The 26,733-nt window shown below is 61.4% G+C and carries 23 protein-coding genes and 3 tRNA genes; 9 read left to right on the plus strand and 17 right to left on the minus strand.

The genetic code is table 11. The features are described 5' to 3' along the window. Positions 1-95 precede the first annotated feature (95 nt). The 3 genes from ACTNBK_RS09125 to ACTNBK_RS09135 all read right to left on the minus strand — a co-directional run bounded on the left by ACTNBK_RS09125 (position 96) and on the right by ACTNBK_RS09135 (position 3,022). Positions 96-854: an enoyl-CoA hydratase/isomerase family protein gene (locus ACTNBK_RS09125; protein WP_441145442.1), complete on the minus strand. Its 759-nt coding sequence runs from the start codon at positions 852-854 to the stop codon at positions 96-98. Positions 855-1,350: 496 nt separating this feature from the next. Then, complete coding sequence (locus ACTNBK_RS09130; RefSeq protein WP_441145444.1) at positions 1,351-2,322, minus strand: NAD(P)H-dependent flavin oxidoreductase; 972 nt, start codon at positions 2,320-2,322, stop codon at positions 1,351-1,353. Between the two features lie 247 nt (positions 2,323-2,569). Further along, positions 2,570-3,022 carry a PaaI family thioesterase gene (locus ACTNBK_RS09135; RefSeq protein WP_441145446.1) on the minus strand — a complete coding sequence of 151 codons (453 nt, stop codon included), beginning with the start codon at positions 3,020-3,022 and terminating at the stop codon, positions 2,570-2,572. 288 nt (positions 3,023-3,310) lie between these two features. On the opposite strand from ACTNBK_RS09135, the gene ACTNBK_RS09140 reads away from it, so the two are divergent. Next, on the plus strand, positions 3,311-4,096 hold the full coding sequence (locus ACTNBK_RS09140) for a polysaccharide deacetylase family protein (RefSeq protein ID WP_441145448.1): 786 nt from the start codon (positions 3,311-3,313) through the stop codon (positions 4,094-4,096). A 111-nt stretch (positions 4,097-4,207) separates the two neighbouring features. Here the strand turns inward: ACTNBK_RS09140 and ACTNBK_RS09145 are convergent, their stop codons facing one another. From ACTNBK_RS09145 to ACTNBK_RS09160, 4 genes are all read right to left on the minus strand, one after another. Continuing rightward, positions 4,208-5,353: an amidohydrolase family protein gene (locus ACTNBK_RS09145; RefSeq protein WP_441145450.1), complete on the minus strand. Its 1,146-nt coding sequence runs from the start codon at positions 5,351-5,353 to the stop codon at positions 4,208-4,210. 76 nt (positions 5,354-5,429) lie between these two features. Then, positions 5,430-6,743, minus strand: a complete 1,314-nt coding sequence (locus ACTNBK_RS09150; RefSeq protein ID WP_441145452.1) for a GntP family permease — start codon at positions 6,741-6,743, stop codon at positions 5,430-5,432. Between the two features lie 15 nt (positions 6,744-6,758). Then, positions 6,759-8,456, minus strand: coding sequence for a dihydroxy-acid dehydratase (ilvD, locus tag ACTNBK_RS09155; RefSeq protein WP_441145454.1), 1,698 nt, complete (start codon positions 8,454-8,456; stop codon positions 6,759-6,761). A 284-nt stretch (positions 8,457-8,740) separates the two neighbouring features. Beyond that, positions 8,741-10,696, minus strand: coding sequence for a sigma 54-interacting transcriptional regulator (locus ACTNBK_RS09160; RefSeq protein WP_441145456.1), 1,956 nt, complete (start codon positions 10,694-10,696; stop codon positions 8,741-8,743). A gap of 174 nt (positions 10,697-10,870) precedes the next feature. Here ACTNBK_RS09160 and ACTNBK_RS09165 point away from each other — a divergent pair, with 174 nt between their 5' ends. The 6 genes from ACTNBK_RS09165 (at position 10,871) to ACTNBK_RS09190 (ending at position 19,901) form a co-directional block, all read left to right on the plus strand. Further along, positions 10,871-11,659, plus strand: coding sequence for an IclR family transcriptional regulator (locus ACTNBK_RS09165; protein WP_294510650.1), 789 nt, complete (start codon positions 10,871-10,873; stop codon positions 11,657-11,659). A 70-nt stretch (positions 11,660-11,729) separates the two neighbouring features. Next, the gene (gene dapA / locus ACTNBK_RS09170) at positions 11,730-12,620 is read left to right on the plus strand and encodes a 4-hydroxy-tetrahydrodipicolinate synthase (RefSeq protein WP_441145458.1); all 891 of its coding nucleotides are present in this window, start codon (positions 11,730-11,732) and stop codon (positions 12,618-12,620) included. Positions 12,621-12,708: 88 nt separating this feature from the next. After that, on the plus strand, positions 12,709-13,875 hold the full coding sequence (locus tag ACTNBK_RS09175; protein ID WP_441145460.1) for an iron-containing alcohol dehydrogenase: 1,167 nt from the start codon (positions 12,709-12,711) through the stop codon (positions 13,873-13,875). A gap of 15 nt (positions 13,876-13,890) precedes the next feature. Next, positions 13,891-14,751, plus strand: a complete 861-nt coding sequence (locus ACTNBK_RS09180; protein WP_441145462.1) for an NAD(P)-dependent oxidoreductase — start codon at positions 13,891-13,893, stop codon at positions 14,749-14,751. A gap of 346 nt (positions 14,752-15,097) precedes the next feature. Then, entirely contained in the window at positions 15,098-18,832 is a 3,735-nt protein-coding gene (locus tag ACTNBK_RS09185) for a M14 family metallopeptidase (protein WP_441145463.1), read from the plus strand. Positions 18,833-19,004: 172 nt separating this feature from the next. Next, positions 19,005-19,901, plus strand: a complete 897-nt coding sequence (locus tag ACTNBK_RS09190) for an acetamidase/formamidase family protein (RefSeq protein WP_441145465.1) — start codon at positions 19,005-19,007, stop codon at positions 19,899-19,901. Positions 19,902-19,993: 92 nt separating this feature from the next. Here ACTNBK_RS09190 and ACTNBK_RS09195 read toward each other — a convergent pair. The 5 genes from ACTNBK_RS09195 to ACTNBK_RS09215 all read right to left on the minus strand — a co-directional run bounded on the left by ACTNBK_RS09195 (position 19,994) and on the right by ACTNBK_RS09215 (position 21,415). Beyond that, positions 19,994-20,069 (minus strand) — tRNA-Val (locus ACTNBK_RS09195). Between the two features lie 13 nt (positions 20,070-20,082). Continuing rightward, positions 20,083-20,157 (minus strand) — tRNA-Glu (locus tag ACTNBK_RS09200). Positions 20,158-20,179: 22 nt separating this feature from the next. Then, positions 20,180-20,256 (minus strand) — tRNA-Met (locus ACTNBK_RS09205). Positions 20,257-20,364: 108 nt separating this feature from the next. Further along, entirely contained in the window at positions 20,365-21,060 is a 696-nt protein-coding gene (gene vanR, locus ACTNBK_RS09210; protein ID WP_441145467.1) for a VanR-ABDEGLN family response regulator transcription factor, read from the minus strand. 103 nt (positions 21,061-21,163) lie between these two features. After that, complete coding sequence (locus tag ACTNBK_RS09215; RefSeq protein ID WP_441145469.1) at positions 21,164-21,415, minus strand: phage-shock protein; 252 nt, start codon at positions 21,413-21,415, stop codon at positions 21,164-21,166. A gap of 173 nt (positions 21,416-21,588) precedes the next feature. On the opposite strand from ACTNBK_RS09215, the gene spoIIR reads away from it, so the two are divergent. Next, positions 21,589-22,239: a stage II sporulation protein R gene (gene spoIIR, locus ACTNBK_RS09220; protein WP_441145471.1), complete on the plus strand. Its 651-nt coding sequence runs from the start codon at positions 21,589-21,591 to the stop codon at positions 22,237-22,239. Position 22,240: 1 nt separating this feature from the next. On the opposite strand, the gene ACTNBK_RS09225 is transcribed toward spoIIR, so the two are convergent. The 5 genes from ACTNBK_RS09225 to ACTNBK_RS09245 all read right to left on the minus strand — a co-directional run bounded on the left by ACTNBK_RS09225 (position 22,241) and on the right by ACTNBK_RS09245 (position 24,804). Beyond that, positions 22,241-22,684 carry a hypothetical protein gene (locus tag ACTNBK_RS09225; protein WP_441145473.1) on the minus strand — a complete coding sequence of 148 codons (444 nt, stop codon included), beginning with the start codon at positions 22,682-22,684 and terminating at the stop codon, positions 22,241-22,243. A 13-nt stretch (positions 22,685-22,697) separates the two neighbouring features. Beyond that, on the minus strand, positions 22,698-23,129 hold the full coding sequence (locus ACTNBK_RS09230; RefSeq protein WP_294515803.1) for a cell wall hydrolase: 432 nt from the start codon (positions 23,127-23,129) through the stop codon (positions 22,698-22,700). A gap of 21 nt (positions 23,130-23,150) precedes the next feature. After that, entirely contained in the window at positions 23,151-23,528 is a 378-nt protein-coding gene (locus ACTNBK_RS09235) for a hypothetical protein (protein WP_441145475.1), read from the minus strand. A 179-nt stretch (positions 23,529-23,707) separates the two neighbouring features. Then, entirely contained in the window at positions 23,708-23,830 is a 123-nt protein-coding gene (locus ACTNBK_RS09240) for a hypothetical protein (RefSeq protein WP_278045144.1), read from the minus strand. A gap of 143 nt (positions 23,831-23,973) precedes the next feature. Continuing rightward, positions 23,974-24,804 carry a YihY/virulence factor BrkB family protein gene (locus ACTNBK_RS09245; protein WP_441145477.1) on the minus strand — a complete coding sequence of 277 codons (831 nt, stop codon included), beginning with the start codon at positions 24,802-24,804 and terminating at the stop codon, positions 23,974-23,976. Between the two features lie 149 nt (positions 24,805-24,953). Here ACTNBK_RS09245 and spoIIP point away from each other — a divergent pair, with 149 nt between their 5' ends. Beyond that, positions 24,954-26,105, plus strand: a complete 1,152-nt coding sequence (gene spoIIP, locus ACTNBK_RS09250) for a stage II sporulation protein P (protein ID WP_441145479.1) — start codon at positions 24,954-24,956, stop codon at positions 26,103-26,105. Positions 26,106-26,733: the final 628 nt, after the last annotated feature.

The raw sequence follows: 26,733 nt of genomic DNA on the forward strand, positions 1-26,733 counted from the left end.
AGCAGATAAATAATGGCTATTTTGCACTGAAATCACCTTAACCAAGCGCAAATGGCGGCTAATACATTGAGTAGAAACAGGATAAAGGCTTTTATTCAGAGGTTCCCTAACATGGCGGTCATGCCCTCCACCTGGTCTTGGTTGGAGAAGGTCTGACCAAAAAGGATGTTTTCAAATTCCCGCCCGGCCTGAGGCCCGTAGGCTTCGCCATACGCCATAGCCTGCTTGGCAAGCATCAGCGAGGAGGCTGGACTGGCGGACAACTTTTTGGCCAGTACCATGGCCTCTTCCATCACCTGTTCAGGTTCCACCAGCTTGGTAGCCAGACCGTACTCCTTCGCTGTCTTGGCTGAGATGGCCGTGCCCAGCAGCACCATTTCCTTACTTTTGGCCAAGCCGATGAGCCGGGTCAGTCTTTGGGTGCCGCCGGCACCCGGTAAAATTCCAAGAGTCACCTCGGGCAATCCCAAGATGGCATCAGTGGACAGGATCCGAAAATCACAGGCCAGGATCATCTCGAAGCCGCCCCCAAGCGCCGGGCCGTTTACTGCTGCGATGACCGGTACAGGAAATCGTTCCAGCGCTACATTAATCCGCTGGCCGGATTCCGCCACGCGCCTGGCGCCCGATGGGTCCTTGCCCACCAATTCCTTGATGTCGGCACCGGCTGCAAAGCATTTTTCCCCTCCCGTAAGGATGAGGACTCTGACCTGCTCTTCTTTTTCCAGGGCATACAGTGCGCTCTCCAGCTCCAGGTTCAAAGCAGAGCATAGCGCATTGTGGGCCTTAGGCCGGTCCAGTTTGATTACCGCCACTTCCTCGTGGCGCTCCACGTGGATGTATTCGTATGACATGTCGACATCCCCTCGTGCAAGGCAGTCTTGTGTGTTTGCGTTTGACGCCCAATAAAAAAGCAACTGCGATGCCAATGGGCAAGCGGCTGCCTTAAAAAATTAATCTTTCTAATATTCTTCCTGAATTGTAAACATTTCTAGAAAAATATGTATTTAATCGGTGCTTTTGTCCAGCGGGGCGAGTGAGAGTCACAAAGAGAAGTGTATAGAAGGGATACAAAATCACCGCTACAGATGTTTGACCTATATAAAATACACATATTTGTACTCCGATGGTTTTTAGCTGTTGCTCTAGATGAAATTCCGATAGTTTACATAAAAATAAAAATTATGAATCCAAAGGCCACATCTTTATTTCCGTCAAAAAAGAAAAAATTATTTTTGCCTTCTCCCCGTCCTTGCAGGCATACTGGTAGCGGATGCTTTTGATCAAAATGTATAGAAAAGAGACAGACGCAATACGCCTGTCTCTTTTTGCAGGATCTGCGGGTCAAAATCACTCCTCCAGAACGGTGCCAAGGCGACGAGAAGCGGCCATGGCATCCATCCACATGGACTGGAACAGTTCCGCTACAGTCGGAATCTCGTGGATGAGTCCCATGGCCTGACCGGCCACCAGGACGCCCCCCTCCGGGTCGCCTTCTGCTTGGGCCTTTCGTGCCCGCTCTCCGGAGATGACCTCCAAAAGCTCCTCCAGGGTGGCCCCTCGCTCCTCTAAAACCAGGCAGGCCTGGGCAGCCTGGTTGTTGGCTGCTCGCATCATATTGTGAATGCTACGTTGGATGAGGGCGGTATCTTTTTCGCCGTGATCCATGATCCATCGCTTGAAGTTCTCATGGGCAATACACTCCTTTGTGACCACAAAGCGGGTGCCCATGACTACTGCATCAGCCCCCAGGGCCAACATGGCTGCTAGTCCCCGCCCGTCGGCAATCCCGCCCCCGATAAAATAGGGGATCTCAATCTCCTGAGCTGCCTTTGCGGCCAACACTACGGTACCCACCAGATCCTGACCGGGATGTCCTCCGCACTCTGCTCCTACAATGGTGACGGCATCCACCCCGGCGCGTTGGGCCGACAGAGCATGGCGTACGGTGGGCACCTTGTGGATGTGAAGGCAGCCCGCATTGTGAATAGCGGCTACCAGGCTGTCCGGCCGGCGCCCCGCCGTCTCAATAGCCCGCACACCCTCTTGCCCACATATTTCGATGTAGTCCATGGTTCGCTCCCCAGCGGTGACGTCGGGCAGCAGAGAGATGTTGACACAGAAGGGCTGGTCTGTACGGGCCTTGGTTTCTCTCACCGCCTGTCGGAAAGTCTCAGGTGTTGGATAAATGGTCACATTGATGGTCCCCATACCTCCAGAGTTGGAGACTGCCGCCGCCAGTTCAGGCGTTCCAAAGTGCTGCATCCCCCCTTGGATGATGGGACGGCGAATCCCGAGCAATTTCATGCCTTTTGTTTTCATAAAAATACAACCTCCTGAAATCTATAGAATCGATTTCTGCGACATAATAACAAAAAAACCTGCCGGAAAGGACACAATTAACCAGCCCCTGTGGCACGAGGCCCAGGGACGGCAGTCCAACCCGACAGGGAGGTTTCTAAATTTTATTGGCTCAGGTGGCTCTGAGCAGATGCCACCACACTATGCAGCTTTATTGTAGCACAGCCCTTTGCCCGACGCAAGTCCAGATAAGCAACGGATATTGGACTCAGTTCCGCGCGGCCACAACGGCATAGGTGCCTACAGCAGTGCAGGCTGTCTTGCCGCTATTCGGGATCACGGCCTCACAATAGGCGGTGGCGTTGTGCTTCCCAATAGAGGTCACCCGCGCCTGGACAACCAGGCCGCCGTCCATGGGAACGGGGCGCAGGTAGTTAACAGTCATGGTGACGGTTGGTGGGATGCTCTGCCTGGAAAAGCAGTATATCGCCATACTCATGGTCAGATCCATCATAGCAGAGATGATCCCACCGTGAAGGGTGCCCAGACCATTGATCTGCCAGTCCTGAAGGGGAAAAAGGAGGGTCAATATCTGTTTTTCCTCATCGCATCCATGTAGCTCTGCCCGGAGTCTTCCATTCAATGTAAGCGCCATTTTGCCATTGATCATTTCCAGTTCCTCTTGCAGCCATTCCAGTGCGGTTATTTTCTTTTCCTCCATGAAGCGTCCCTCCTGTCCATATTCCGAATGGTTTATCCTACGCGCCATCCGGTGGGGGCTCAAGCGCTTGACCCAATGATTTCCTATTTTAATAACACAAGGAGATGCCCGCAAGTCCCAATTTGAACCTCTGTTATCGTTGTCCCCGGAGTGCGGTGCCGGTAACAGCTGTCTGACAGGTAAAACGCCGCCAGCACGTTCTCATGACGGCGGCAGAACGTACATATATGTAAAGAGGTAAGGACGGTCCCCGGCCAGCCGGGGAGATGCGACAAGGAGGCGTATGGAATGAAATTGTATTTGATCCGGCGGCGGGTCTTTACGGTGGGGCTGTGTCTGCTGGCGGCGGCGGCTATGCTCTACGTGGTGAACCACCCGGCCATCGTGGGGGCGTCGGCCACCACCCGGCAGCTGCCCATCTACTGTGTGGCCCGGGATCAGAAGGTGGCCTCTCTCACCTTTGATGCCGCCTGGGGCAACGAGGACACCCAGCAGCTCATCGACATTCTGGGAAAGTACGACGTAAAGGCCACCTTTTTTGTGGTGGGTGAGTGGGTGGACAAATACCCCGAGTCGGTAAAGGCTCTCTCCGACGCGGGGCACGAGGTTATGGACCACTCCAACACTCACCCCCACATGTCCCAGCTCAGCCGGGAGGAAATTCAAGCCGACGTCGCCGCCTGCGCCGACAAGATCGAGGCGGTCACCGGGGTCCGGCCCACCCTCTTCCGGCCGCCCTACGGCGAGTACGACGACAAGGTCATCACCGCTGTCCGGGCCCTGGGCATTGAGCCCATCCAGTGGGATGTGGACAGCCTGGACTGGAAGGACCTCTCGGCAAGCGAGATCACCCAGAGGGTCACCTCCAAGGTGCAGCCGGGGTCCATCATCCTCTTCCACAATGCTGCTCTTCACACCCCGGAGGCCCTGCCCGGTATCATCGAGGCTCTGCTAAAGGACGGCTACACCCTGGTGCCGGTGTCGGAGCTCATTCTCCCCGGGACCTACAACACCGACTACACCATCGACCACACCGGACGGCAGATGCCCTGCTCCCCTGCTGCGGAGGGATAAATAATATTAAGGTAGGACACATACAGACAGCCGCCCCGGCACTCGGTCCGAGCGCCGGGGCGGCTGTCTGTTATTTGCCTGCGCACAAATGGCATGGCTGGTTGTATCAGTTTAGATGAGCGCAAAGTCAGCCTGACAGAAGGCGAATTCACCGTCGCTGATGACCATCTGGGGAATAAACAGCTTGTCCGTTTCAAAGGGTGTGCCGTCAAAGTCCAGGTGGCGGACTTTCTTATCGATCACCTTGAAGATGGAGACGTCTGCGTAGGCCCCGGGGGCCAGAGTTCCGATCTTGCCCTCCATACCCATCAGCCGGGCGGGGGTGGAGGTAACTGTGGCCAGCGCCTGCTCCAGCGGCATGCCCAGCTGGAGGTATTTGGTGACGATGAACATGAGGTTTTTGGTGTAGGGGGAGAAGTTGTATTTGTCGCTCAGCCAGTCGCTGGAGACCACATCGGGCCAGAACCCCTGGGAGACAGCCTCCTTGCAGGTGTTGATATTAAAGTTCATTTTGCCGTTGGCCGCGTCAAAAATGACACCGCGGGCCCTGGCGTCCAGCATGGACTGTTTTACTTTGCCTGTGGCCTTGTCAAAGATGTTGTCGATGCCCACATTCTGATACACATGGCAGTAGATATCTCCCGGGCGCAGGCGGCTCACGATCTCGTCCAGGGGTACCAGGGGCCGGCTCACGTGTACGCATACGCCGATGCCCAACTCCTCAGCCAGTTCCATGGTGTAGTCCATGGCTGCCATGTTGACGGCAACGCCCTCACTCATCCGGATCTTGAGACCCAGGATATTGTCCCGGTATTTCTCCACCAACCGGCGGATGGCCTGGGGACGGAATTCGGGCACGTCGAACTTTTCAATGATGTTGTAGTCCGTCTGACCGGAGCCGTACATATTGAGATAGCTTTTGATACGGACCTGGCTGGGGACCACTGTGCTGGAGAAAAACGCCTCAAAGTTGGAGCAGCCGGCGGTACCGGCATCCACAGTGGCGGTCACACCGGTGGCCAGCAGATAGTCCGGGCGGACGCTTACGCCGCTGCCCGCGCGAAACACATGGGTGTGAAAGTCGATCAAACCCGGAAATACATAACAGCCAGAGGCGTCCACGGTCCGGAGCGCCTCATATTCCATCGGCATGTCCACGATCTTGTTGCTGACAATGGCGATGTCCGCGATACCGTCCAGGCCGCGGGCCGGGTCCACAACATGGCCGTTTTTGATGACGTAATCCAGTTTGGTCATGAAGATCTTCCTTTCCAAATGGGATTCTCCCGGGCTCCGGGCAACAGACATGCTGCGGAGCCCGGGAGAAAATCAATCAGCACAGGCCCAGAGAGTACAGAAGCGTACCAAGCCAGAATGCGATGATGGGGATGATGCACTGGGAGACGAAGGTGTACTTGTAGGTGTTCTTCATCTCGGTTTTGGCCACGGAGTTGGCCAGCACCACGCCGGAGGCGTGAGGCATGGCGTCCAGGCCGGCGGAAGCCGCGCAGCACAGACGGTGCAGGATCTGGGGGTTGATGCCGGTGGAGAGCATATAGTCGCCCAGAGTGTTCAGGAAGATGTTCAGGCCGCCGGAGGAGGAGCCAGTGATCATGCAGATCACATTAATGGAGAAGAAGGCCATCAGGATGGGGTTCATCTGGAGGCTCAGCAGCCAGTTCACACAGGACTGGAAGGCGGGAGAGGCCTGCACCACGCCGCCGAAGCCCATAATCATGGAGGTGACCATCAGGGCGTTGAGACCGCTGTTCATGCCGGCGCCCATGGCGTCACGGATCTTCAGACGGTCATGGAAGAGGATGAGGGCGAGGACGATGGCCAGGACCATGCCCAGGACCACGGCATAGTTGGAGACGGAGACCAGCTGCATGAAGATGAAGATGGACCCGATGAGCACGATGATGGGCAGGAAGGAGGCCAGAGGGCTGGGGAGGTTCTTCACGGCCTCAGCGTCGTTGAGATCAATGATGTGGTCGTCAGGACCCGCCACAAAGTGCTCGCCCTTCGCCGCGCAGCGCTTGGCGGCCCAGGTGTAGAACGCGTAGTCCATCACAAAGATGGCCACGGAGGTGACGGTGCCGATGACGGGAGCGGCGTAGATGGTGGTGCCGAAGGTCTCGGTGGGGATCATGTTCTGCACCGCGGGCACGCCAGGGGCAAAGCTCATGGTGATGGTGGCGGGGATGGCCAGCAGCAGGCCGGGGAAGATGGACTTGGGCAGATCGGCCTCTTTAAAGAGGGCCATGCAGATGGGATACATGGTAAAGGCGATGATGAATACGCCGATGCCGCCATAGGAGAGGACCAGCGTGGTAAGCAGCACGATCAGAATGACCCGCTTCTTGCCGACGGCCCGGACAATGGCATTGGCGATGGAGACGGAGGCGCCGCTGTCCTCCATGATCTTGCCGAAAATGGCGCCCAGGGTGAACATCAGGAACCAGGTGCCGGCGAAGTCTTTAAAAGAGACGGCAAAGCTTTCCGCGAAGGCGGGCCAGATGTCCATGCCGCTGGTCAGAACAATGACCAGAGAGGAAATGAGGGCCACAACGCCCATATGCCAGCCCTTGAAGATGAGAAAGATAAGCAGGGCCAGCGCTACTACGATACCAATGATACCCAACATAATGTCTCCTCCTTTTTATTTCTTGTCGATCCGGTCAAAATCCACGGCGAGCTGGGCACCCTCCCAGACGCTGCCCACCAGATTGCTGTATCGGGTGAGGTATTTGCCGTGGCCCTGGGTGGGCTTGGGCGTCCACTGGGCCCGACGCCGTGCGAACTCCTCTTCGGAGACATCTACGGAGATCTCGCGGCTGTTGATGTCAATGTGAATCATGTCGCCTTCCTTCAGCAGGCCAATGGGGCCGCCCACCGCGGCTTCCGGAGAGATGTGGCCGACGCACGGACCGCGGGTGGCGCCGGAGAAGCGGCCGTCGGTGATGAGGGCGGTGGAGTCCGAGAGACCCAGGCCCACAAGGGTGGTCATGGCCGCGTGCATCTCCCGCATGCCGGGGCCGCCCTTGGGACCCTCGTAGCGGATGACCACCACATCGCCCTTTTTGAGCTGGTTGTGCTGCATGGCCTCGATGGCCTCTTCCTGGGAGTCAAAGATCCGGGCGGGGCCGGTGTGGACCCGCATCTGCTCACACACGGCGCTCTGTTTGCAGACCGCGCCCTCCGGCGCCAGATTACCCTTCAAAATGGCAATGCTGCCCTGTTCGTGCAGGGGATGATCCGGTGTGGTGATGACGTCGGAATACTCCGAATGGTTGTGGACCGGGTAGTCGCCGATGGGGATGCCGTTGACGGTCATGGCCGTCATGTCCAGGAACTTCTCCCCCAGGGTCTGGATGACGGCCGGCACACCGCCCGCCTCATCAAACTGGAGCATGGAGTACTTTCCGGAAGGCTTCACATTGACCAGGTGGGGGGTGGTGCGGCTGGCCTGCTCAAAGTCCTCAGGGGTGATCTTGTATCCGAATTCCGCCGCGATGGCCGGGATGTGGAGGCAGGTGTTGGTGGAGCCGCCGATGGCCATGTTGACGCGCAGCATGTTTTTGAAGTTGTTTTCCTTGATGATGTCTCGGGGACGAAGGCCCTCCTTCACCTGTTTTACCACGGTGATACCGGAGAGCTTGGCCTCCCGCAGCTTGCGGGAGTATACGGCGTGGGTGGTGGCGGCGCCGGGCACCGTCAGACCCAGGGCCTCTGCCAGGCAGGACATGGTGTTGGCTGTACCCAGCATGGAGCAGCCGCCGGCGGAGGGGCAGATGGCCTCCTCCATCTCCTTGAGTTCGGATTCACTCATGCCGCCGGCGGTGATCTGGGCGCTGGCCTCCCGGATCTGGTGGATGGCCAGCTCCTGGCCCCGGTACTTGCCGGGCAGCATGGGACCGCCGGGCACGATCACACAGGGGATGTTCAGACGGCCGGCCGCCATCATGGCCGCCGGTACGATCTTGTCACAGGTGGCGATAATGACCATGCCGTCGAGCTGCTGTGCCTCCACCGTCAGCTCAATGGAATCCACGATGACGTCCCGGCTGGGCAGCACGCTGCACATGCCCACATTGCCCTGGGTAATGCCGTCGCAGATGGCGGTGGTGTTGAACTCAAAGGGGATGCCGCCCTCCCGGATGACGCCCTCCTTGACCGCCTGGGCCACGGAGCGCAGATGGATGTGTCCGGGGTTCATCTCGTTGAATGTGTTGACAACGCCGATGAAGGGGCGGTCCAGCTCGTCCTCCAGGAGCCCTACACATTTCAGGTGGGCGCGGTTTCCCGCGTGTTCCGGGCCCTCCACCACAACCCGGCTTCGATAAGGTTTGTCGTTCATGTTTCCTCCCTCGATTCTGTTTGCTTTGTTTGGAATGGTCACCGGCACATTGTCGTAACCGGGTGACGCCCTCTATCAGAGCAAAACATATGCCAAATTTCTTGCCGCTGGGGAATTTGACATGAAAAGGGAGTACGTCCCCCACATTTGCCCCGATTCTCCCAACAAATCAGGCCAAAAAAACAGGCTGCCCACATGCGGCTGAGGCATGGGGGCAGCCGGAGACAAATGTTTCGAATCAAACAATTTGTTTCAAACAAAACGAAACGTTTTGTGCCGGAGCCTTACTTTTCATTTATCTGAAGGGCTTTCATTTTCTTCCACAGCGTAGAGCGGCTGATGCCCAGCAGTGAAGCGGCCGCTTCCCGCCGGTATCCACAGCGCACCAAGGCGTGACGGATTCGCTGCGCCTCACTTTCGGCGGCGGGCGGGGTGGTAGCCGTGCCGCCGCTGGGCTCCGGAAGCGACGTGGAGGCGTCCGGCGCCGTACCCACACCGGCGTCACCCAGCACCTCCGCCAGGGCACGGGCGCCGATTTGACGCTGGCGGCAGGTCACCACGGTCCTCAGGCAGATATTTTTCAGCTGTCGGATGTTGCCGTGCCAGTGGATCTGCTCCAGGAGGGCACAGGCGTCCTCGGTGAGCTGCATGGCGCCGGCGCCGGGCTGATAGTGAGCGGCGTAGGCGTCAATGAAGTGCTGGGCCAAGATGGGGATGTCCCCGGAGCGCTCATTGAGGGAGGGCAGCTGGACCCGCAGCACATCCAGCCGATAGTATAGGTCCTCACGGAACCGGCCTTCTTTCACATATTGAAACAGGTTTTTATTGGTGGCGGCAATAACCCGGATGTCAATGGGGATGATTCGGTTGTCCCCCAGGCGCATGATCTCACGCTCCTGCAACACCCGCAGCAGCTTGCACTGCAACGCGGTGCTGATCTCGGCCACCTCATCCAGGAAGATGGTGCCGCCGTGGGCCTGCTCAAACAGTCCGGTTTTTCCGCCCTTGGCGGCGCCGGTAAAGGCGCCCTCCACATAGCCGAAGAGCTCGCTCTCCAGGAGATTTTCATGGAGCGCGGCGCAGTTGATGGCCACAAAGGGCTGATTTCGCCGGGCGCTCTGGTTGTGGATACTCTGGGCAAAGAGCTCCTTTCCGGTGCCGGACGGGCCGGTGATCAGCACGTCCAGGTCGGTGCCGGCATACTGCTTGGCCAGCGCAATGACCCGGCGGAGCTGGGGACTGCCGCCCAGAATGTCAGTGAAGGTGTGCTTGGCCTCATATCCGTGGGCGTGAAGCTGTTTTCGGATGCTCTTTTCCATCTGCTGCAGCCGGGTGACATCCTGGAAAGTGATGATGTAACCCCATACACACCCCTTGTTTTCCAGCCTGGATTTGCTCACCGCCAGCTTCAGCGGGCCATAGGGCACCAGGGTGTTTTCACAGGTGCGGGCGCTCAGAAGCAGCTCCTGGAAGGGGCCGGCCGAAATGCAGGCGGCGGCAGATTTTCCCTCGTCTGAGGGGGACAGGCCCAGGGTGGAGCAGGCCGTATGGTTGAAGGACATCAGGGTGCCGTCTACCCCGATCTCCAGAATGCCCTCGTAGGTGTAGTCAAAGATAGTGCGCAGGCGCAGGGATTTGCGCTGTTCGATCATCTGGACCTGCACCATTTTTTTGGCCTCGGTGTAGGCCTGCCAGAGGGCCTCCTTCCCCGTGCGGAGCAGGGCGCAGGGAAGCCCCCGGCTCTGGGCGTAGGCGCAGGTCTCCACGCCGCCCAACAGGGCCTCGCAGCCGTCGGCGAGGGCCTCGTCCACCGCGGAAGCCCAGTCTGAGTCAGAGTGCCGCTCATAGCAGCGCACCCGCATGCCCACGATCTCGGCCAGCTCTTCGGCGCCGTAGAGCATATTATGGGCGCCGACGATGGCGATGAGCTTGTCCCCTACTTGGCGCCGGAGCTGCTCCATACTGCGGACAAGATCGTTCCCGGCCACCGGGATCTCCACCAGGGGCGGCTGCTGAAACTGCCGCCGGAACAGCTCTGCTGTAATTCCCCGAGAGATTACCACGTCATAGGTGCCAATCACCTCGGGATCAAACTGGCTCCCCGGGGTGACCACCTCCTCCAGTACATACTCCTCCGTAACGGTTTCGAAGTCGTGCTGGAACTGGTTGTGCTCGGCAAAGGTTTCAAAGGCTGCCTCAAAAAATCCTTTTTGTGGAAATAAAAGGGCGATGCGTACCATCTGAACTCCCCCTCCGCGGGCATAGCTGAAAAAGTTTTGTACTATCATACCACGATGTTTTTTCCGCGCGCAAGGTCAAATTGGGACTTGACAACCATTCCCATGGCTTCTATAATGCAGCCACAATATATGAAATTGAATTTCAAAGAATGAAATAAAAAGGGGGACACAGAGTTGAAGCCCAAGGATTCTGCCCAGGCGGGCAGCCCGAACCAGAGCGTGGCAAAGGCCCTGCAGATCCTGCGCGTTTTTACCCAGCAGACGCCCCGTCTGCGCCTGAAGGACATCAGCCAGCGCACCGGAATCAACCAGGCCACAGCCAGCCGTCTCCTGGCCACCATGCGGGAACAGGGGTTCATCCTCCAGGAGGACGGCTATTACTGCCTGGGCTGGCAGGAGGTGCTGCGGATGGAGGGCGTGGTACTCCAGTCCATGTCGCTGCGGCGGCTGAGCATGCCTTATCTGGAGCAGCTGGCCCTGCTGCTGCGCAAGAACGTAAACCTGGCGGTGCTGGACGGGACAGAGGTGGTCTATCTGTGCCGGGCCGAGGGGGAGGAGGGCTCCCGAGGCTATTACCACGCGGGCATGCGCCGTCCCGCCCACTGTACCGCGTTGGGCAAGGTGCTCCTGTGCGCCACCCCGGAACAGGCCGCGCCCATGTTTGAGGGGGCGGGTCCCAGGCGCTTTACCTTCTCCACCATCACAGACCGGGAGACCTATCTGGCGGAGCTGGAAAAGACGGCCCTCCAGGGCTACGGCACCGACATGGAGGAGTGCATCCACGGGTACAACTGTGTGGCCGTCCCCATTCTGGGGCTGGACGGCGGCGTGCGCGCCGCCATCAGCGTCAGCGGGGCCTCCAACGAGTTCGGCCTGGATGAGATGCAGCGGCTGCTCCCCCACCTGCGCAACACGGCGCAGAAGATTCTCCTCCAGCTCGGCAGTGGGGAGAATGGCGCGTAGGCGCCGGTACAACGGATGAGTTCTCGATAAAGTTTATATAGCTTCAATCATGCTTAGGAGGTTCAAAATTATGGCGGTAAAAGGGATTATTCCGGCGCTGGTCACGCCCATCGACGAGGATGAGCGCGTCAACGAAAAGGCCCTGCGGCATCTGCTGGACTACACGGTGGACAACGGGTGCCACGGCGTCTTTATTCTCAGCAGCACAGGGGAATTTTACGGTCTGCGCGAGGAAGAGAAGCGGCGGGCCATTGAGATCACCGTGGACCACATCCACGGCAGAGTGCCCGTCATGGCGGGTGCCTACGGGATCGGCACCAAGGAGGCCATCCGCATGGTGGCCATGGCCAAGGAGGCCGGGGCCGACCTGGTGAGCGTGCTCACCCCCATGATGATCACCCCCAACGATGAGGAGATCTATCAGCATTACCGGGCCATCGCGGAGTCCACGGACCTGCCTGTGACCCTCTATAACAACCCCGACCGCACCCATGTGAACATTTCCGCCAAGGTGGTGGAGCGGCTGGCGGCCATTCCCAATGTGGCCGCGGTGAAGGACAGCAGCGGCGATCTGGGCCTGATGATGGACTATATCCGCCGCACCGCGGACATGGACTTCGACGTCCTGTGCGGCCGGGACATGCTGATCTTCGCCAACCTCACCCATGGCGGCAGCGGCAGCGTGGCCGCCACCGCCAACGTGGCCCCCGCCCTTCTGGTGGACCTCTACAACAAGGTCCAGCAGGGGGACTGGCAGGGCGCCCTGGCCGACCAGTACAAGCTGGCGCCCTTCCGCCTCTCCTTCGGCATGGCCAGCTGGCCGGCGGTGACCAAGGACGCCCTGAACCTCATGGGCTTCGAGGTGGGCCAGCCTGTGGCCCCCATCACCGGCTGCAAGCCGGAAAAGCTGGAGGTCCTGCGGGGCCTGCTGGAGGACCTGGGCGTCCTGGGTCAGAAATAAGTTTAGACGGCGTCAGAAGAAGAGTCTCCCGGATCTATGCAGGACGGGAGTCCGGGATCAGATGATATGAGAAAGGAACGGGATAACCATGGCGAATATTTTTACCATTCCGAACCGCATCGTAGCCGGTGAAGGCGCACTGCGGCTGGCCGGTGGGGAGCTCCCCGCGTTCGGAAAGAAGGCGCTCATCGTAACGGACCCTATGATGGTCAAGCTGGGCAATACCGATAAGGTGACCGACATGCTGGACTCCATGGGGATTGAGCACGCGATCTATGATGGTATCACCGGCGAGCCCAACCACGAGATGATCGACCGCGGCGTAGCGGTCTATCAGGAGAGCGGATGCGACTTCCTCATGGCCATCGGCGGCGGCAGCCCCATCGACTCCATGAAGGCCATCGCGGCGGTGGTGGCCAACGGCGGCAGCATCTGCGACTATGTGGGAAAGACCCTGGTCAACCCCATGCCGCCCACCTGCGCCATCCCCACCACGGCTGGCACCGGCAGTGAGGCCACCAGCGTCACCATCATCACCAACCTGCAGACCCAGGTCAAAATGATGATTAAGGACCCCGCCCTGATGGTGCGTATGGCCATCGTGGACCCCCAGTTCACCATGACGGCGCCCCCGTCTGTGACGGCCTCCACCGGTGTGGACGCCCTGTGCCACGCCGTGGAAGCCTATACCAGCACCAAGGCCTTCTCCATGTCGGACATGTTTGCCCTCAGCGCCGTGAAGCGGATTTTTGGCAACCTGTACCGGGCCTACGAGTGCGGCTCCGACGGAAAGGCCCGGGAGGAGATGGCCATTGCCTCCCTGGAGGCCGGTATCGCCTTTTCCAATGCGTCGGTCACCATCGTCCACGGCATGAGCCGCCCCATCGGCGCCCTCTTCCATGTGGCCCACGGCCTTTCCAACGCCATGCTGCTGGACACCTGCCTCCGCTTTGCCCTGCCCGGAGCGCCGGAGCGTTTCTGTGACCTGGCCAAGGCCATCGGCGTCTACCAGGATGGGATGAGCGACGAGGAGGGCGCGGCCGCCTTCGCGGCGGCGGTCAGTGAGCTGCTGCACAAGCTGAAGATTCCCACCCCGGCCGAATACGGCCTGGACCGGACCGCCTTTTTTGACGCCATCGACAAGATGGCCGAGGATGCCATGGCCAGCGGCAGCCCCTCCAATACCCGCCGGACACCCACGGTGGAGGATCTGAAGGTCCTCTATCGCGCCCTCTGGGACGAGACCAGCTGCTGAAAGGGGAAACAGACGGTGAAAAAAGTCGGATTTGTAGGCGTGGGCGTGATGGGACATGGTATGGTCCGGAATCTGATGTCCCACGGCTTTGAGGTGACCATCTACACCCGCACCAAGGAAAAGGCGGCGGATCTGCTGGGCGAGGGAGTCCGGTGGGCCGACAGCCCCGCCGCCTGTGCCAGGTCTTCTGAGGCCGTCATCACCATGGTGGGCTATCCCAAGGATGTGGAGGACGTGTACTTTGGCGAAAACGGCATCCTGGATGCCATGGCGCCGGGGGGGTACGTCATCGACATGACCACCACCAACCCCCAGCTCAGCAAACGGATCGCCGACCGGGCCCGGGAACAGGGGCTGCACGCCCTGGACGCGCCGGTGAGCGGCGGGGATACCGGCGCGAAAAACGGCACCCTTGCCATCATGGTGGGTGGGGAGCGGGCCGATTTTGAAGCCTGCCTGCCCCTCTTTGAGGCCATGGGCAGCAACATCCGCTACGAGGGTCCGGCGGGATTTGGCCAGCACACCAAAATGGCCAACCAGATCGCCCTGGCCGGGGTAATGGCCGGCCTGGCCGAGGCCCTGACCTACGCCCAAAAACACGGTCTGGACCTCCAGACCCTGCTGGACACCATCAGCACCGGCGCGGCGGGCAGCTGGCAGATGAGCAATACCGCCCCCAGGATTCTGGCTCAGGACTTTGCCCCTGGATTCTTTGTCAAGCACTTCATCAAGGATCTCTCCATTGCGGAGGAGGAGAGCCGCGCAGTTCAGACCGACCTTCCTGTCACGAACCAGGTGCTGGCCATGTATCAGGCCCTGGCCGACCGTGGGATGGGAGATCTGGGCACCCAGGCTTTGATCCGGTACTTTGAATAAGGTACAGAGAGGTCCCCTGCTTTGTGCCGGTGAGTGCGTGACGCTGTTGCCGGCGAATAAGAGATACAAAGGGCCGGGGCGGCCGCCTTGACATAGGCGGCCGCTCCGGCCGTTTATTCGCCTGCGTCTTTCTCACTGTGATTATGTATCGTACTAAATTATATTTATATATATTCATATATTCCTCTCTGTATAGTGCAGCGGAGAATAAATACATGAAGAGGCTATATTTTATGTATTTTTATACTTGACGCCCCCGGAACTTGGTGGTATCATTCATAAATAATATTCCAAGTATGTGAATATTATTCATACGGTATTCAAAGGAAAGAGAATGGTGATGAGCATGAAGAAACAACTGTCCCTTGGGCGGCTGCTGTCACTGGTGACGGCGCTGGCCCTCCTGCTGTCTCTGTGCGTGTTCCCCGCGTCCGCCGCAGAGAGCACCGCAGCCCCCGCGGCCTCATTTGAGAACACCGCGGGCGACAATGGAGAGAACATGATCTCTCTGACCAACAAGCGGACCTTCAAGGCCAGCATCCCGGTGGATATGACCCTGGAGGAGGCTCAGGCCGCCGCCGAGACGGTGGTCTGGTCTCTGGACCGCGACGAGACCCAGACCTATGTGGATGAGACCCTTTACCCCAACCAGTCCCAGGGCGGCGCTCTGGATACCTGGATGTGCAAGGATGGGGAGACCCCCTTCTTCTCCGACATTGTGACCGCCGCTGAGACTGTGGACGATCAGGTCTGCCTGACCGTCACCTTCTCCAACACCGGCTACTTCGGTGAGGACCTCAGCGCCCCCCACGTCAACGGTGGCTACTACCTGGACGTGTGCGGCTGGTTCGATCTGACCGCCACCGGTGCCGACGGCACCGTGCTGGGCTCCGTGGAGGGCATCAAGGTCACCCCCTATGACAGCTTCCACACCATGGCCGAGCTGTACAGCCAGATCGACGAGATCGTGGACTATGCCGCCGACAACACCGACCTCTATGTGGAGCGCTTCTCCATGGGCTCCAGCCAGGGCGACAACGGCATGGAGAGCCTGGACATGCCCTACCTGATCGTGGCCAAGGACAAGAGCGTCCTGGACAAGTGGCAGAGCATCAAGGCCGAGGCCGAGAGCGACCCCTCCGGACTCATCGAGAAGATCGAGAACGGCACCCTGGGCGACTACCAGGTCCCCGTCCTCTACTCCAACGTCCACGCCAATGAGGTGGCCGCCGCCGACGGCGTGCTGACCTTCGCCTGGATGCTGGTGGAGACCGCCGCCTCTGAGACCGGCACCGTGGACTACGACAAGCTCACCGGCTTCACCGCCGAGGGCGAGGCCGAGCTGGCCGCCCAGATGGGCCCCGTGGGCAAGGAGGGCTCGGTTGCCGTGCCCGACCTGGTGGCTGACACCGCCACCTACCTGGGCTACATCAAGGGCCAGAACGCCGACGGCACCACCGCCACCAACTCCACCGTGGTGGACCTGGAGAAGTACTACACCATTGAGACCGAGACCGTGGATGTGGACGAGCTCCTCAACGACGTGTTCTTCATCATCGTGCCCGAGGAGAACGTGGAGGGCCGCACCTATGTGACCCGTACCTCCTCCGGCGGCTTCGATCTGAACCGGGACAACTCCTTCCAGACCCAGGCCGAGACCCAGAACATGACCCGGCTCATCGCCGAGTGGAACCCCGTGAGCTTCACCGAGTTCCACGGCCGTGTCTCCGCCTTCCAGTGCGAGCCCTGCGATCCCCCCCACGAGCCCAACTTTGAGTACGACCTGCTGGCCGAGCACCTGATGGCCGGCGGCGAGGCGCTGGGCATTGCCGCCGTGGCCAACAACGACGGCCACAACAGCTATGTGATCCCCCAGCGGGACTACCTCACCTACACCGGTGAGAAGACCGCCGACGGTGAGAATCAGACCCAGTGGCTGGACCCCTGGGACGACATGTCCACCAGCTACACTCCCCAGTACGCCATGCTCCACGGCACCGTGTCCTACACGGTGGAGGTCCCCGCCTATGACGAGTTCATGGTGCAGGGCGTGGCCTACGGCCAGCTGGGCCAGTCCAACTACATCGCCGCCAACAAGGAGAGCTACCTCCTGGCCCAGACCAAGATCTTCGAGCGGGGCGTGACCAACGCCAACTCCGACGCCTACGACCTGGTGGGCCAGTGGTTCTGCGACCAGTACGACGTGGAGGGCGCCGAGTCCGACCTCTTCCGTCCCGAGTACGACGGCGAGGGCCAGAACGGCAACTTCTACCCCGAGTGCTACATCATCCCCATGGACGGCGCCAACCAGTCCAACCTGCAGGACGCCGCCGATATGATGGTGTACCTGGCCCGCAACGGCGTGAAGGTCAACCTCACCGAGAAGGCCTTCACCTATGACGGCGTGGAGTATCCCGCCGGCACCCTGATCGTCTCCATGTACCAGGCCAAGCGCAGCGTGGCCAACGGCGTCCTCTATGACGGCACCGTCATCACCGAGTGGCCCGTTCTCTACTCCGAGGGCATCACCGCCTTCGACAAGACCCGCGGCTTTGACATGGTGGTGTGCGCCGAGCCCGCCGCCTATGAGACCATCGCCGCCGCCTGCGGCGACGCCATGGACTACGAGGACACCCTGGCCTATGTGGCCGCCCTCACCTCCTCCTTCACCGGCGTGGAGAACGCCCAGGTGGTGCTGATGAATTCCTCCGAGGACTCCACCGCCGCCGTCAACGCCCTGCTGAAGGCCGGCAAGGCCGTCTCCCTCATCACCGAGGGTGAGTACAAGGGCAGCTTCCTGTGCTCCTACGCCGACTGGCAGAGCGTGGCCGACGACTACCTGATCTCCGGCATCGGCGTGGAGGAGGCCCCCGCCGCCCAGGCCCTCACCAAGGCCCCCGTGGTCTACATCTCCGGCAAGCCTGCCGACAACGACACCGGCTTCGTCAAGACCACCCTGGTCAGCGGCGCCTATGCCTACAACTATGATCGCCAGGCGATGGAGATGCTGGGCTTCACCGTCACCGACGACGCCTCCAAGGCCGACATCATCATCGGCGCCGCTGCCCTGGACGACCAGGCCCTGGCCGCCGTCAAGAGCGGCACCCCCTACATCGGCTACGGCTCCTCCGCTGTGAGCTCCGCCACCGACCTCTTCGCCGACGGCGCCCTGGTCCGGGAGACCGTCAGCGACAACGCCATGGACGCCCTGGCCTACGTGACCTATCCCACCGACAGCCTCATCACCGCCAGCTATGTCTCCGAGGGTGACGACATCCTCTACGGCTACGGCGCCGGCTACTTCGCCGCCATCCCCGAGGGCGCTCAGGTGCTGGTGCAGCTGGACGGCTCCAAGGAGCTCATGGAGGGCTTCCTCCCCTCCAACGGCGAGCACTACGCCGACTTCCTGGATAACTCCATCCAGGCCATCTCCTATGAGGGCGCCGGTCTGGACGTGGTCCTCTTCGCCAACACCCTCACCAACAAGGTCCACCAGCGTGACGAGTTCAACTTCGTCTCCAACGCCGCCTTCGTGAGTGTCATGGACGGCGAGGCCACCGCTCCCACCGAGACCACCGGCTTCACCGACGTGGCCGCCGACGCCTGGTACGCCGACGCCGTGGCCTCCGTCACCGAGATGGGCCTCATGAACGGCACCAGCGCCACCACCTTCGCCCCCGCCATGGACACCAGCCGCGGCATGCTGGTCACCATCCTGGCCCGCTGCGCCGGCACTGACACCACCGCCAGCGACGTCTGGTATGCCGACGGCCAGGCCTGGGCCGTGGAAAATGGCGTGTCCGACGGCACCAACATGGAGGGCACCCTGACCCGCGAGCAGCTGGTCACCATGCTGTGGCGCTACGCCGGCAGCCCCGCCGCCGAAGGCGACCTGGCCGCCTACCCCGACGGCGCTTCTGTGAGCAGCTGGGCCGCCGACGCCGTGGCCTGGGCTGTGGAGAGCGGCCTGCTCACCGGCAGCGACACCGGCGCCCTGAATCCCCAGGGCAACGCCTCCCGCGCCGAGCTGGCCACCCTGATGGTCCGCGCCAGCGCCCTGCTCACCGCCGCCGCGGAGTAATACCGTCTCTTATCCTGGAAAAAGGCCCGGGACAGCAGCGCTGTCCCGGGCCTTTTCGCTCCGCCCGGCGGCCTTGACACCCCCAATGGCATTGACTACAATGAGAGCAACCAAAGAGACCGTCCCGCCGGGCAGCGGCGGGGGCGGATACAGACAAGGAGGTTTTTCGCGTATGGAGATCCGCAGTAAAACCGTCATCTATGCCATGTCCCCGGACAATCCCCCCGCCGCCCGGGCGGAGAGCGGGGCCACGGTGTGCTTTGAGACCATCGACTGCTTCGGCGGGCAGATCACCAGCCTGGAGCGGCGGCTGGGCGGCTTGGACTGGGACAACATCAACCCGGCCACGGGGCCCCTCTATGTGGAGGGGGCACAGCCCGGCGACGTATTAAAGGTGGAGATCCTGGACATCGCCCTGGCCGACCACGGGGTCATGACCGACGCCCCCAACGAGGGGGTCATCGGGGCCGCCCTCACCGAGGAATCCACCAAGCTCATCCCCGTCCGGGACGGCCGGGTGGTCTTTAACGACAAGCTCTCCTTCCCCGTCCGGCCCATGATCGGCGTCATCGGCACCGCTCCGGCGGCGGGGGCCGTCCCCACGGGCACCCCCGGCTCCCACGGCGGGAACATGGACTGCAAGCGCATCGGCTCCGGGGCTACGCTCTACCTGCCGGTGGCGGTGGAGGGGGCCCTGCTGGCCATGGGGGACCTCCACGCCGTCATGGGGGACGGCGAGGTGGTGGTGTGCGGCGTGGAGATCGCCGGGCGGGTCACCGTTCGGGTGACGGTGCTCCACGACTGCCCCCTGCCCACCCCCTTCCTCACCACGGAGGGGGCCTTCATGACCATCTCCTCCGCGGACACCCTGGAGACCGCTGCCTCCGACGCCACCCTGCGCATGCGGGAGGTCCTCATCCATCAGGTGGGCATGGAGGAGCACGAGGCCGGCATGCTGCTGAGCGTGGCGGGGGACGTACGGATCTGCCAGATGGTGGACCCCCAGGTGACCTGCCGCATGGAGGTGCCCCTGGGCGTGGCCGCGGCCTACGGCTATACCTTCCCCTGAGACAAAAAACGGCCCGATCCCTCTATGGGATCGGGCCGTTTTGGTATCGGAAGGAAAAAAGAAAGACACGACGTAAGTCGTGTCTTTCTTCATGGTGGAGACAACAGAACTCGAATCTGTGACCTCTCGCGTGTGAGGCGAGCGCTCTACCAGCTGAGCTATGCCTCCATATGGGAGACGTTGGTGACGCGTACGGGAATCGAACCCGTGTTACCGCCGTGAAAGGGCGGTGTCTTAGCCGCTTGACCAACGCGCCATGCGGTGCAGCATACGCTGCATGGTAGCGGCACCTGGATTTGAACCGGGGACAACTCGGGTATGAACCGAGTGCTCTAGCCAACTGAGCTATGCCGCCATATCAGCCCTCACGAACAGGGCAAGAGATAGTATACCCGATGTCACGCCGGTTGTCAACTGAAATATCAAATTTTTCTCAAAAATTTTCTTTGCTGTTGTGGGGCAGTCAATCCACCTTGTAGCCCACGCCCCAGACGGTCTTGATGAACCGCGGGTCCCGGCTGGGCTCCCCCATCTTCTCCCGCAGCCGTCGGATGTGGACCATGACGGTGTTGTTCCGGTCCAGGTACTTCTCCCCCCACACCGACTCGAAGAGGCGCTCGGCGGAGATGACCTGTCCCCGGTTGGAGCAGAGCATCCACAGGATGTCGAATTCGATGGGAGTGAGGTTCAATTCCTTATCGTATAAGGTGCACTGGTGGGTGCCCCGGTCGATGACCAGGCCGTTGAAGTCGATGACCTCGCTGCCCGGGGCCTTTTCCTGGGTGCTGTTGTAGCGGGTGTACCGCCGCAGCTGGGCCTTCACCCGGGCCACCAGCTCCAAGGGGTTGAAGGGCTTGGTGATGTAGTCGTCGGCGCCGATGGTGAGGCCGGTGATTTTGTCCATGTCGGAGCTCTTGGCCGTGAGCATGAGCACCGGGAAGCGGTGCTCCCGCCGCAGCTCCCCGCACAGCTCGAAGCCCGACTTGTCGGGCAGCATCACGTCCAGGATGGCCAGATCCACGCTCTGATGGGCCAGGGTGTCCAGGGCCTCCCCGGCAGTGCCGCAGGTGTAGACGGTGAAGCCCTCGCTGCGCAGATACACCCCCACCAGGTCGGCGATCTCCGGCTCGTCGTCCACCACCAGAATATGGATGTCCATGCCGCTCCCCTCCTCACGGTCCGTTTGGCTATGATTATAGCCGCTTGGGGCGGGAAAAGTCAACGGCCGGGGGAAAACGTAAGAAAAACATCACAAAACCGGCTCAGAACAGCCAGCCCAGCAGCCAGCTGGCGGCAAAGGCGCCCACGGCGGGGAGCAGGTTCTCCGGCTGGAAGGGGCGGTCCAGCAGGCCCTTCACCAGCAGCACGATGCCGGCCAGCCGCAGCAGCCAGGGCAGCAGGCCGAAGAGAATGGCCAGGGGCAGGCCGATGAGGGTGAGGACCAGGGCGGCCACCACGCTGATGGCGGCCACGCCGGCCAGGCAGACCAGCGTCAGGGCAAACAGAGTGAACATGTGCATCCTCCTTTCCTGTCTGTATCCCAAGGATACCACGCTATTTTAAAAGAAAAGGGCAAGGAAAGATAAAAATTTGGTTAAAAAGGGGTGGAAAAAACTGCCGCCCTCCCGTCTGGACCGGGGCGGCGGTGGGCACAATAGAGGCAGCTGAGACAAGGGAGGGCCCGGATATGGAGCTTGTACGGAAAAAGGTTTGGAAGGACAATGGGCGGCGGCTGCGCCGCTGGGAGGCGGCGCTGATGGCGGGGCTGGCCATCGCCCTGCTGGCAGGGCTGTGGCTGGACCGGGAGCAGGCCGCCCTGGCCGAGCAGGTGGTGCGGCTCCACGTCATCGCCAACTCGGACTCCGTCGCCGACCAGGCGTTAAAGCTCCAGGTCCGGGACCGGGTGCTGGAGGCGGCGGCAGAGGCCTGCGCCGGGGCCCGGAGCGCTGAAGAGGCGGTGGACCTCCTCCGCCGGGCCTTGCCCGAGCTGGAGACGGCGGCGGAGGAGGCGGTGGCGGCCGCAGGGGCGGACTGCCCGGTCTCCGCCTCCCTGGAGGACGATGTGTGGTTCCCCACCAAGACCTATGACGGCTTTGCCCTCCCTCAGGGCCAGTACACCGCCCTGCGGGTAGTGCTGGGCGAGGGGGCCGGGCGGAACTGGTGGTGCGTGGTCTTTCCGCCCCTGTGCCAGAGCTCCGCCACCGAGGCCCAGCCCGTCCTGGCCGCTCTGGGCCAGGAGGAGGCCGCCCTCCTTACCGGGGAGAACGAGGGCTATGTCATCAAATTCAAGGCCATGGAGCTGTGGGAAGGCTTCTGCCGCTGGGCAGAGGGGGACTGAGTCAGCCCCCCCGGCCCGGGTTCCAGGAGATGTTGCCGGTGCCCAGGCCGTAATTGCCGGCGGGCACCTCCCCCACCCCGGGGATGGTCACCGTGGGCACCGTGGAGGTCCCCGGCTGGCCGGGCCGCTGTCCGGGCAGGTAGAAGGTGATGAACTTGAGGGAGAAGATGTCGCAGACCATGAAGGTCTGGGTGGTCTCCTCGTAGAGGGTGAGGTAGCTCCGGCCCACGGAGTAGAGGATCCCCTCCTTTTTAATCATGGCCTGGAGCCCCACCAGGAACTCGCAGGAGACATAGGCCCCCAGGTTGTCGGACAAAATCTGCTGGAGGGAGCCCCGCATGGTGTCGGTATTGAAGTTCTCCTCCGGCGGGGTCACCAGTCCCCCGGAGCCCTGGGCCTGGTCCATGGCGATGCTGCGGACGGCGTTGGGATAAAATTGACTCATAGCGCTCCTCCTTCTAGGTGTCGGCGTAGGCGGGGGTGGGGTTGTAGAAGCAGTGGTTGCCGATGCGCACCACGAATTCCCCCACCCTGGAGGGGAAGTTCTGCCGGCAGGTGGGGCTGAAGGGGTTGAAGTACCACAGGGCAAAGCCCAGGTTGGTCAGCCGGTTCCCCGCGATGGCCCACTCGGCGATCTCGTAGTGGATGGGCTCCACGGACATGTTGTAGATGTTCTGGGCGTTGTACCGGCCGCCGATGGACTCCCGGGCGCAGTCGAACTGCCCCGGCTGGTAGATCACCGCCCGGATGGTGGGCTCCAGCCGGCCGTACTCCCCATAGTCCACCTGGACCCGGTTCATCACCACGCAGGCCACCCCCTTCATGCCCTGCTCCCCCTCGCCCCCGGCCTCACACTGGATGATGCGGGCCAAAAGCTCCAGATCTGTCATGGTATCCCTCCCGATGCGGTGTCAGGCGGCGGTCTGCCCCTTCTGGTCCAGGAACCGCAGCAGGGCCGCCAGCAGCACCAGCACCGAGGCCGTCAGATTGGTCCGGGCGGAGGACGCCGCCGCGGGGTCGCCCCTGGTCTGGTCCACCGCCCGGAGGGCCAGGCAGAGGAAATACCCCAGTGCCCCGATGAGGACCGCCCCAGAGAGCAGCCGGACCCGCCGGACCCGCGCCTGGGCATCCTGCGCCCCGGCCTCGTCTCCGGCCAGGGCCAGGCACACCCCATCCCGCTGGAGGGCCGTGGCCTTGTAGGAGAGCAGCACCGACCCGATCACCGCCAGTATGTAGCCCAGGGAGTCGTCCAGCGTCCGCGCCTCCCCCGCCAGGATGTCTTCCTCCATCTCCCGGTCACCGTCCTTCTCCCTGTGCTGCCCCCATTCTATACGGGAAGGGGGATGTTGGTGCATGTTCGCCACAGAAGAGGGTGCGTTTTGGGGCTGCCCCGCCCGGCATCAAAAAGGGACCTCCCCCGCTCCACGGTGAGCGCCGTGAAGAGAAGGAGGACCCCTTTTTGCCGTTTTTACGCTGCGGAGGATTCCAGCTCCCGTTCGGCCTCCCACTCGCTGTCCGCCGAAAAGAGGAACCGCCCGGCCCCGTCATAGACTTCGATGTGTCCTCTCACCCAACGCATGCTGTATTCCATCTTTCAGCGCTCCTTTCCGCTCCTTTGTTGTACCCCAAGGATAGCAAATATAAAGTACAATAAAACGGACTTTTAGCGCGGACGGGCCGAAAAAAAGGACCGTCCCTCCCACGACCTTTTGGGTTCGGGAGAGGGGCGGTCTCTCAGTTTTTCCGGCGCTTGTACCAGACGTAGTTAAAGACGTTGCCCAGGATGAAGATGTTGCCGCACAGGTAGAGCCACACCAGCAGGATGATGACGGAGGCCAGGGACCCGTAGACCAGGGAGTACCGGGAGGAGAGGCCGATGAACCAGGAGAAAAGCATGGAGGCGGCCACCAGGGACACCGAGGCCAGGATGCCGCCGGTGAGAATGGGAGGCCGGGGGTGGCCTTTGGGGGCGGCCAGGCGGTAGGCCAGCAGCACGAAGAGGAGGACCAGGCAGAAGAGGATGAGGAAGCGCAGGGACTGCCAGTCCCCCACCACCCGGGCGATCCAGACGAAGCGGCCCTCCACCAGGTGGAGAAACCAGTTTCCGGTGAGGAGAACCACCATGGAGAGGTAGATGGTCACCAGGAAGAGGAGGGAGAAGAGGACGCTGGCCACGATCTGGCCCACCCCCCGGTAAGTGGGTCGCTCATAGATGTCGGCCATGATGTTCATGAGGGCCCGGAAGGCCGCCGAGGCCGAGAAGAGGACCATGGTGAGGCCGGCGAAGAACATGGTGTTGGACTGGTTGATGGAGATATACCGGATGTACTCCCCCAGGATGGGGAGGATCTCCTGGGGGAGGAAGCCGTCCGCCGCCTCCAGTACCAGGTTGACGTCCAGCCGCAGCAGACCCACAAAGGCGTTGATGCAGATGAGGACGGGGAAGAAGCTGAGGATGAGGAAATAGGCCAGCTCCGCCGCCGAGCGGGAGACCCGTCGGTCAAAGTACACCGTGACCATTTCCCGTATAAAACGCACCCCCGAGGAGTCCCACATCGCCCGCATAGCCCTACCTGCCTTTATCTGAAGTGTCCATCCAGTATATCACAGGGCGGGGAGAATCTCAAAGGATTTCCCGTCGTTTTTCGGGGGACATAGCGGATACCCAAGGCGCATAGACTCTCCAAGAAACGAAAGAAAGGACGGGGAGCGCCATGAAAAAGGGACAAGGCCGGTGGACGAGGATGCTGCGGAGAGGGGTGGCCCTCTTTTTGACCACGGTAACGGTGTGGGTGCTGTCGCTGACGGCGGACATGGGGGCGGCGGCGGAGACCTTCCGCACCCTGGCGGAGAGCCCGGCCTTTGTGTCGGCGGCGCTGCGGGCTGAGCTGGGCAACCTGCCGGAGGAGGAGACTGGCCTTACCGGCTGGCAGAAGCTGGTGCTGGGTCAGTCCCCCACCCTCTCTGCCGGTGTGGGCAAGGGGGAGACTGCGGAGGAGGTGCAGGAGTCCCCCCAGCCCACCGGCGAGCCCGACGACCCGGAGGACCCGGAGGAGCTGCCCGAGGTCACCGCCGCCCCGGAGGACATCGTGGGCAAGACCCTGCTTCCCACCAGCGGCGCCGGCTATGACAGTGCCCAGGGGGTGTACATCGAGAACCGGCCGGGGCTGGACCTGGACGTGGCCGCCCTGGCCCAGGCCCAGCTCACGTTGACCCTGCCGGAGGAGGGCCCCCAGGTCCTCATCGTCCATACCCACGGCAGTGAGGCCTATACCCCCGACGGCACCGACACCTACGTGGCCACCGGGGAGTGCCGTACCACCGACACGGAGAAAAGCGTGGTCCGGGTGGGGGACGAGATCGCCAAGGTGCTCACCGAGATGGGACTCACCGTGGTCCACGACACCGCCCTCTACGACTACCCGGAGTACAACGGCGCCTATGACCGCTCCCTGGCGGCGGTGGAAAACTGGCTGGCGCAGTACCCCACCATTCAGGTGGTGCTGGACGTCCACCGGGATGCCCTCATCGGCTCCGACGGCACCGTCTACAAGCCCATCACCACCATCAACGGGGAGAAGTGCGCCCAGGTCATGCTGGTCATGGGCTCCAACGCCCTCTACGACCACCCCAACTGGCTGGAAAATCTGGCCCTGGCGGTGCAGGTCCAGAAGGAGATGAACACCCTCTGGCCCACCCTGGCCCGGCCCATCGGTCTGCGGGAAAACCGCTACAACCAGCAGACCGCCCCCGGCGCCATGCTGGTAGAGGTGGGCAGTCACGGCAATACCCTCCAGGAGGCCCTCGCCGCTGCACGGATGTTCGCACGGGCTCTGGGGGCTGTGCTGCTGGAATATAAGGGATAAGGGGGCGGCCTTTGTCCGTGAGCCTTCCCCTGGGGGGTCTGACTGTCCGGTGGACAGTCAGAAGAAATGACTTCTTCCTTAACCCGTGGTGGCGGCGTAAGCCGCCGGATGAGGGTGCGCTGAGTGGTTCCTCAAGGAACGTTCAAAACCCGTTTCTTTTTCCCTGCTGGAAAAAGAACGGTTTTTGGAATCCAAAGAAAAAGGGGCTCCCGAGCGGGTTGAGTGGCTCCAAATAGGAATCCGGCGGCCCATCTTTACGCCCCCGTAGAGGACCAGCACCGTCCACAGGAGACTCCGCCGGTGGAACAGGGAAAAGCTGTGGTCCTATCCGACATTTTTTCGCCGCCTGCGTGGGTGGGCGTCGGAACGTGGCGCCGCTGCCTGATATTGCCGTTGCTGCGGCGCGTGCGGCGTTCATCGCTATGTAGGCGAGGACTGCGGCGTGGGTCAGCAGGCGACTTTCCCTTTTCTAAAAAATCGAGCGGGCGCTGCTGTCGGCAGCGCCCGCTTTGCGTTTCCCATTTGATTGACCCATCGTCACCGGGCGCAGCCTTGCCGTCTGCAACCGGGTCCGGAGCGCTACCAAAGTTCTTTTTGGTTCTTTTTCTTACAAGAAAAAGAATCAAGA

The organism is Intestinimonas sp. HCP28S3_D6 (assembly GCF_052065695.1).
In the GTDB taxonomy this organism is placed as follows: Bacteria; Bacillota; Clostridia; order Oscillospirales; family Oscillospiraceae; genus Intestinimonas.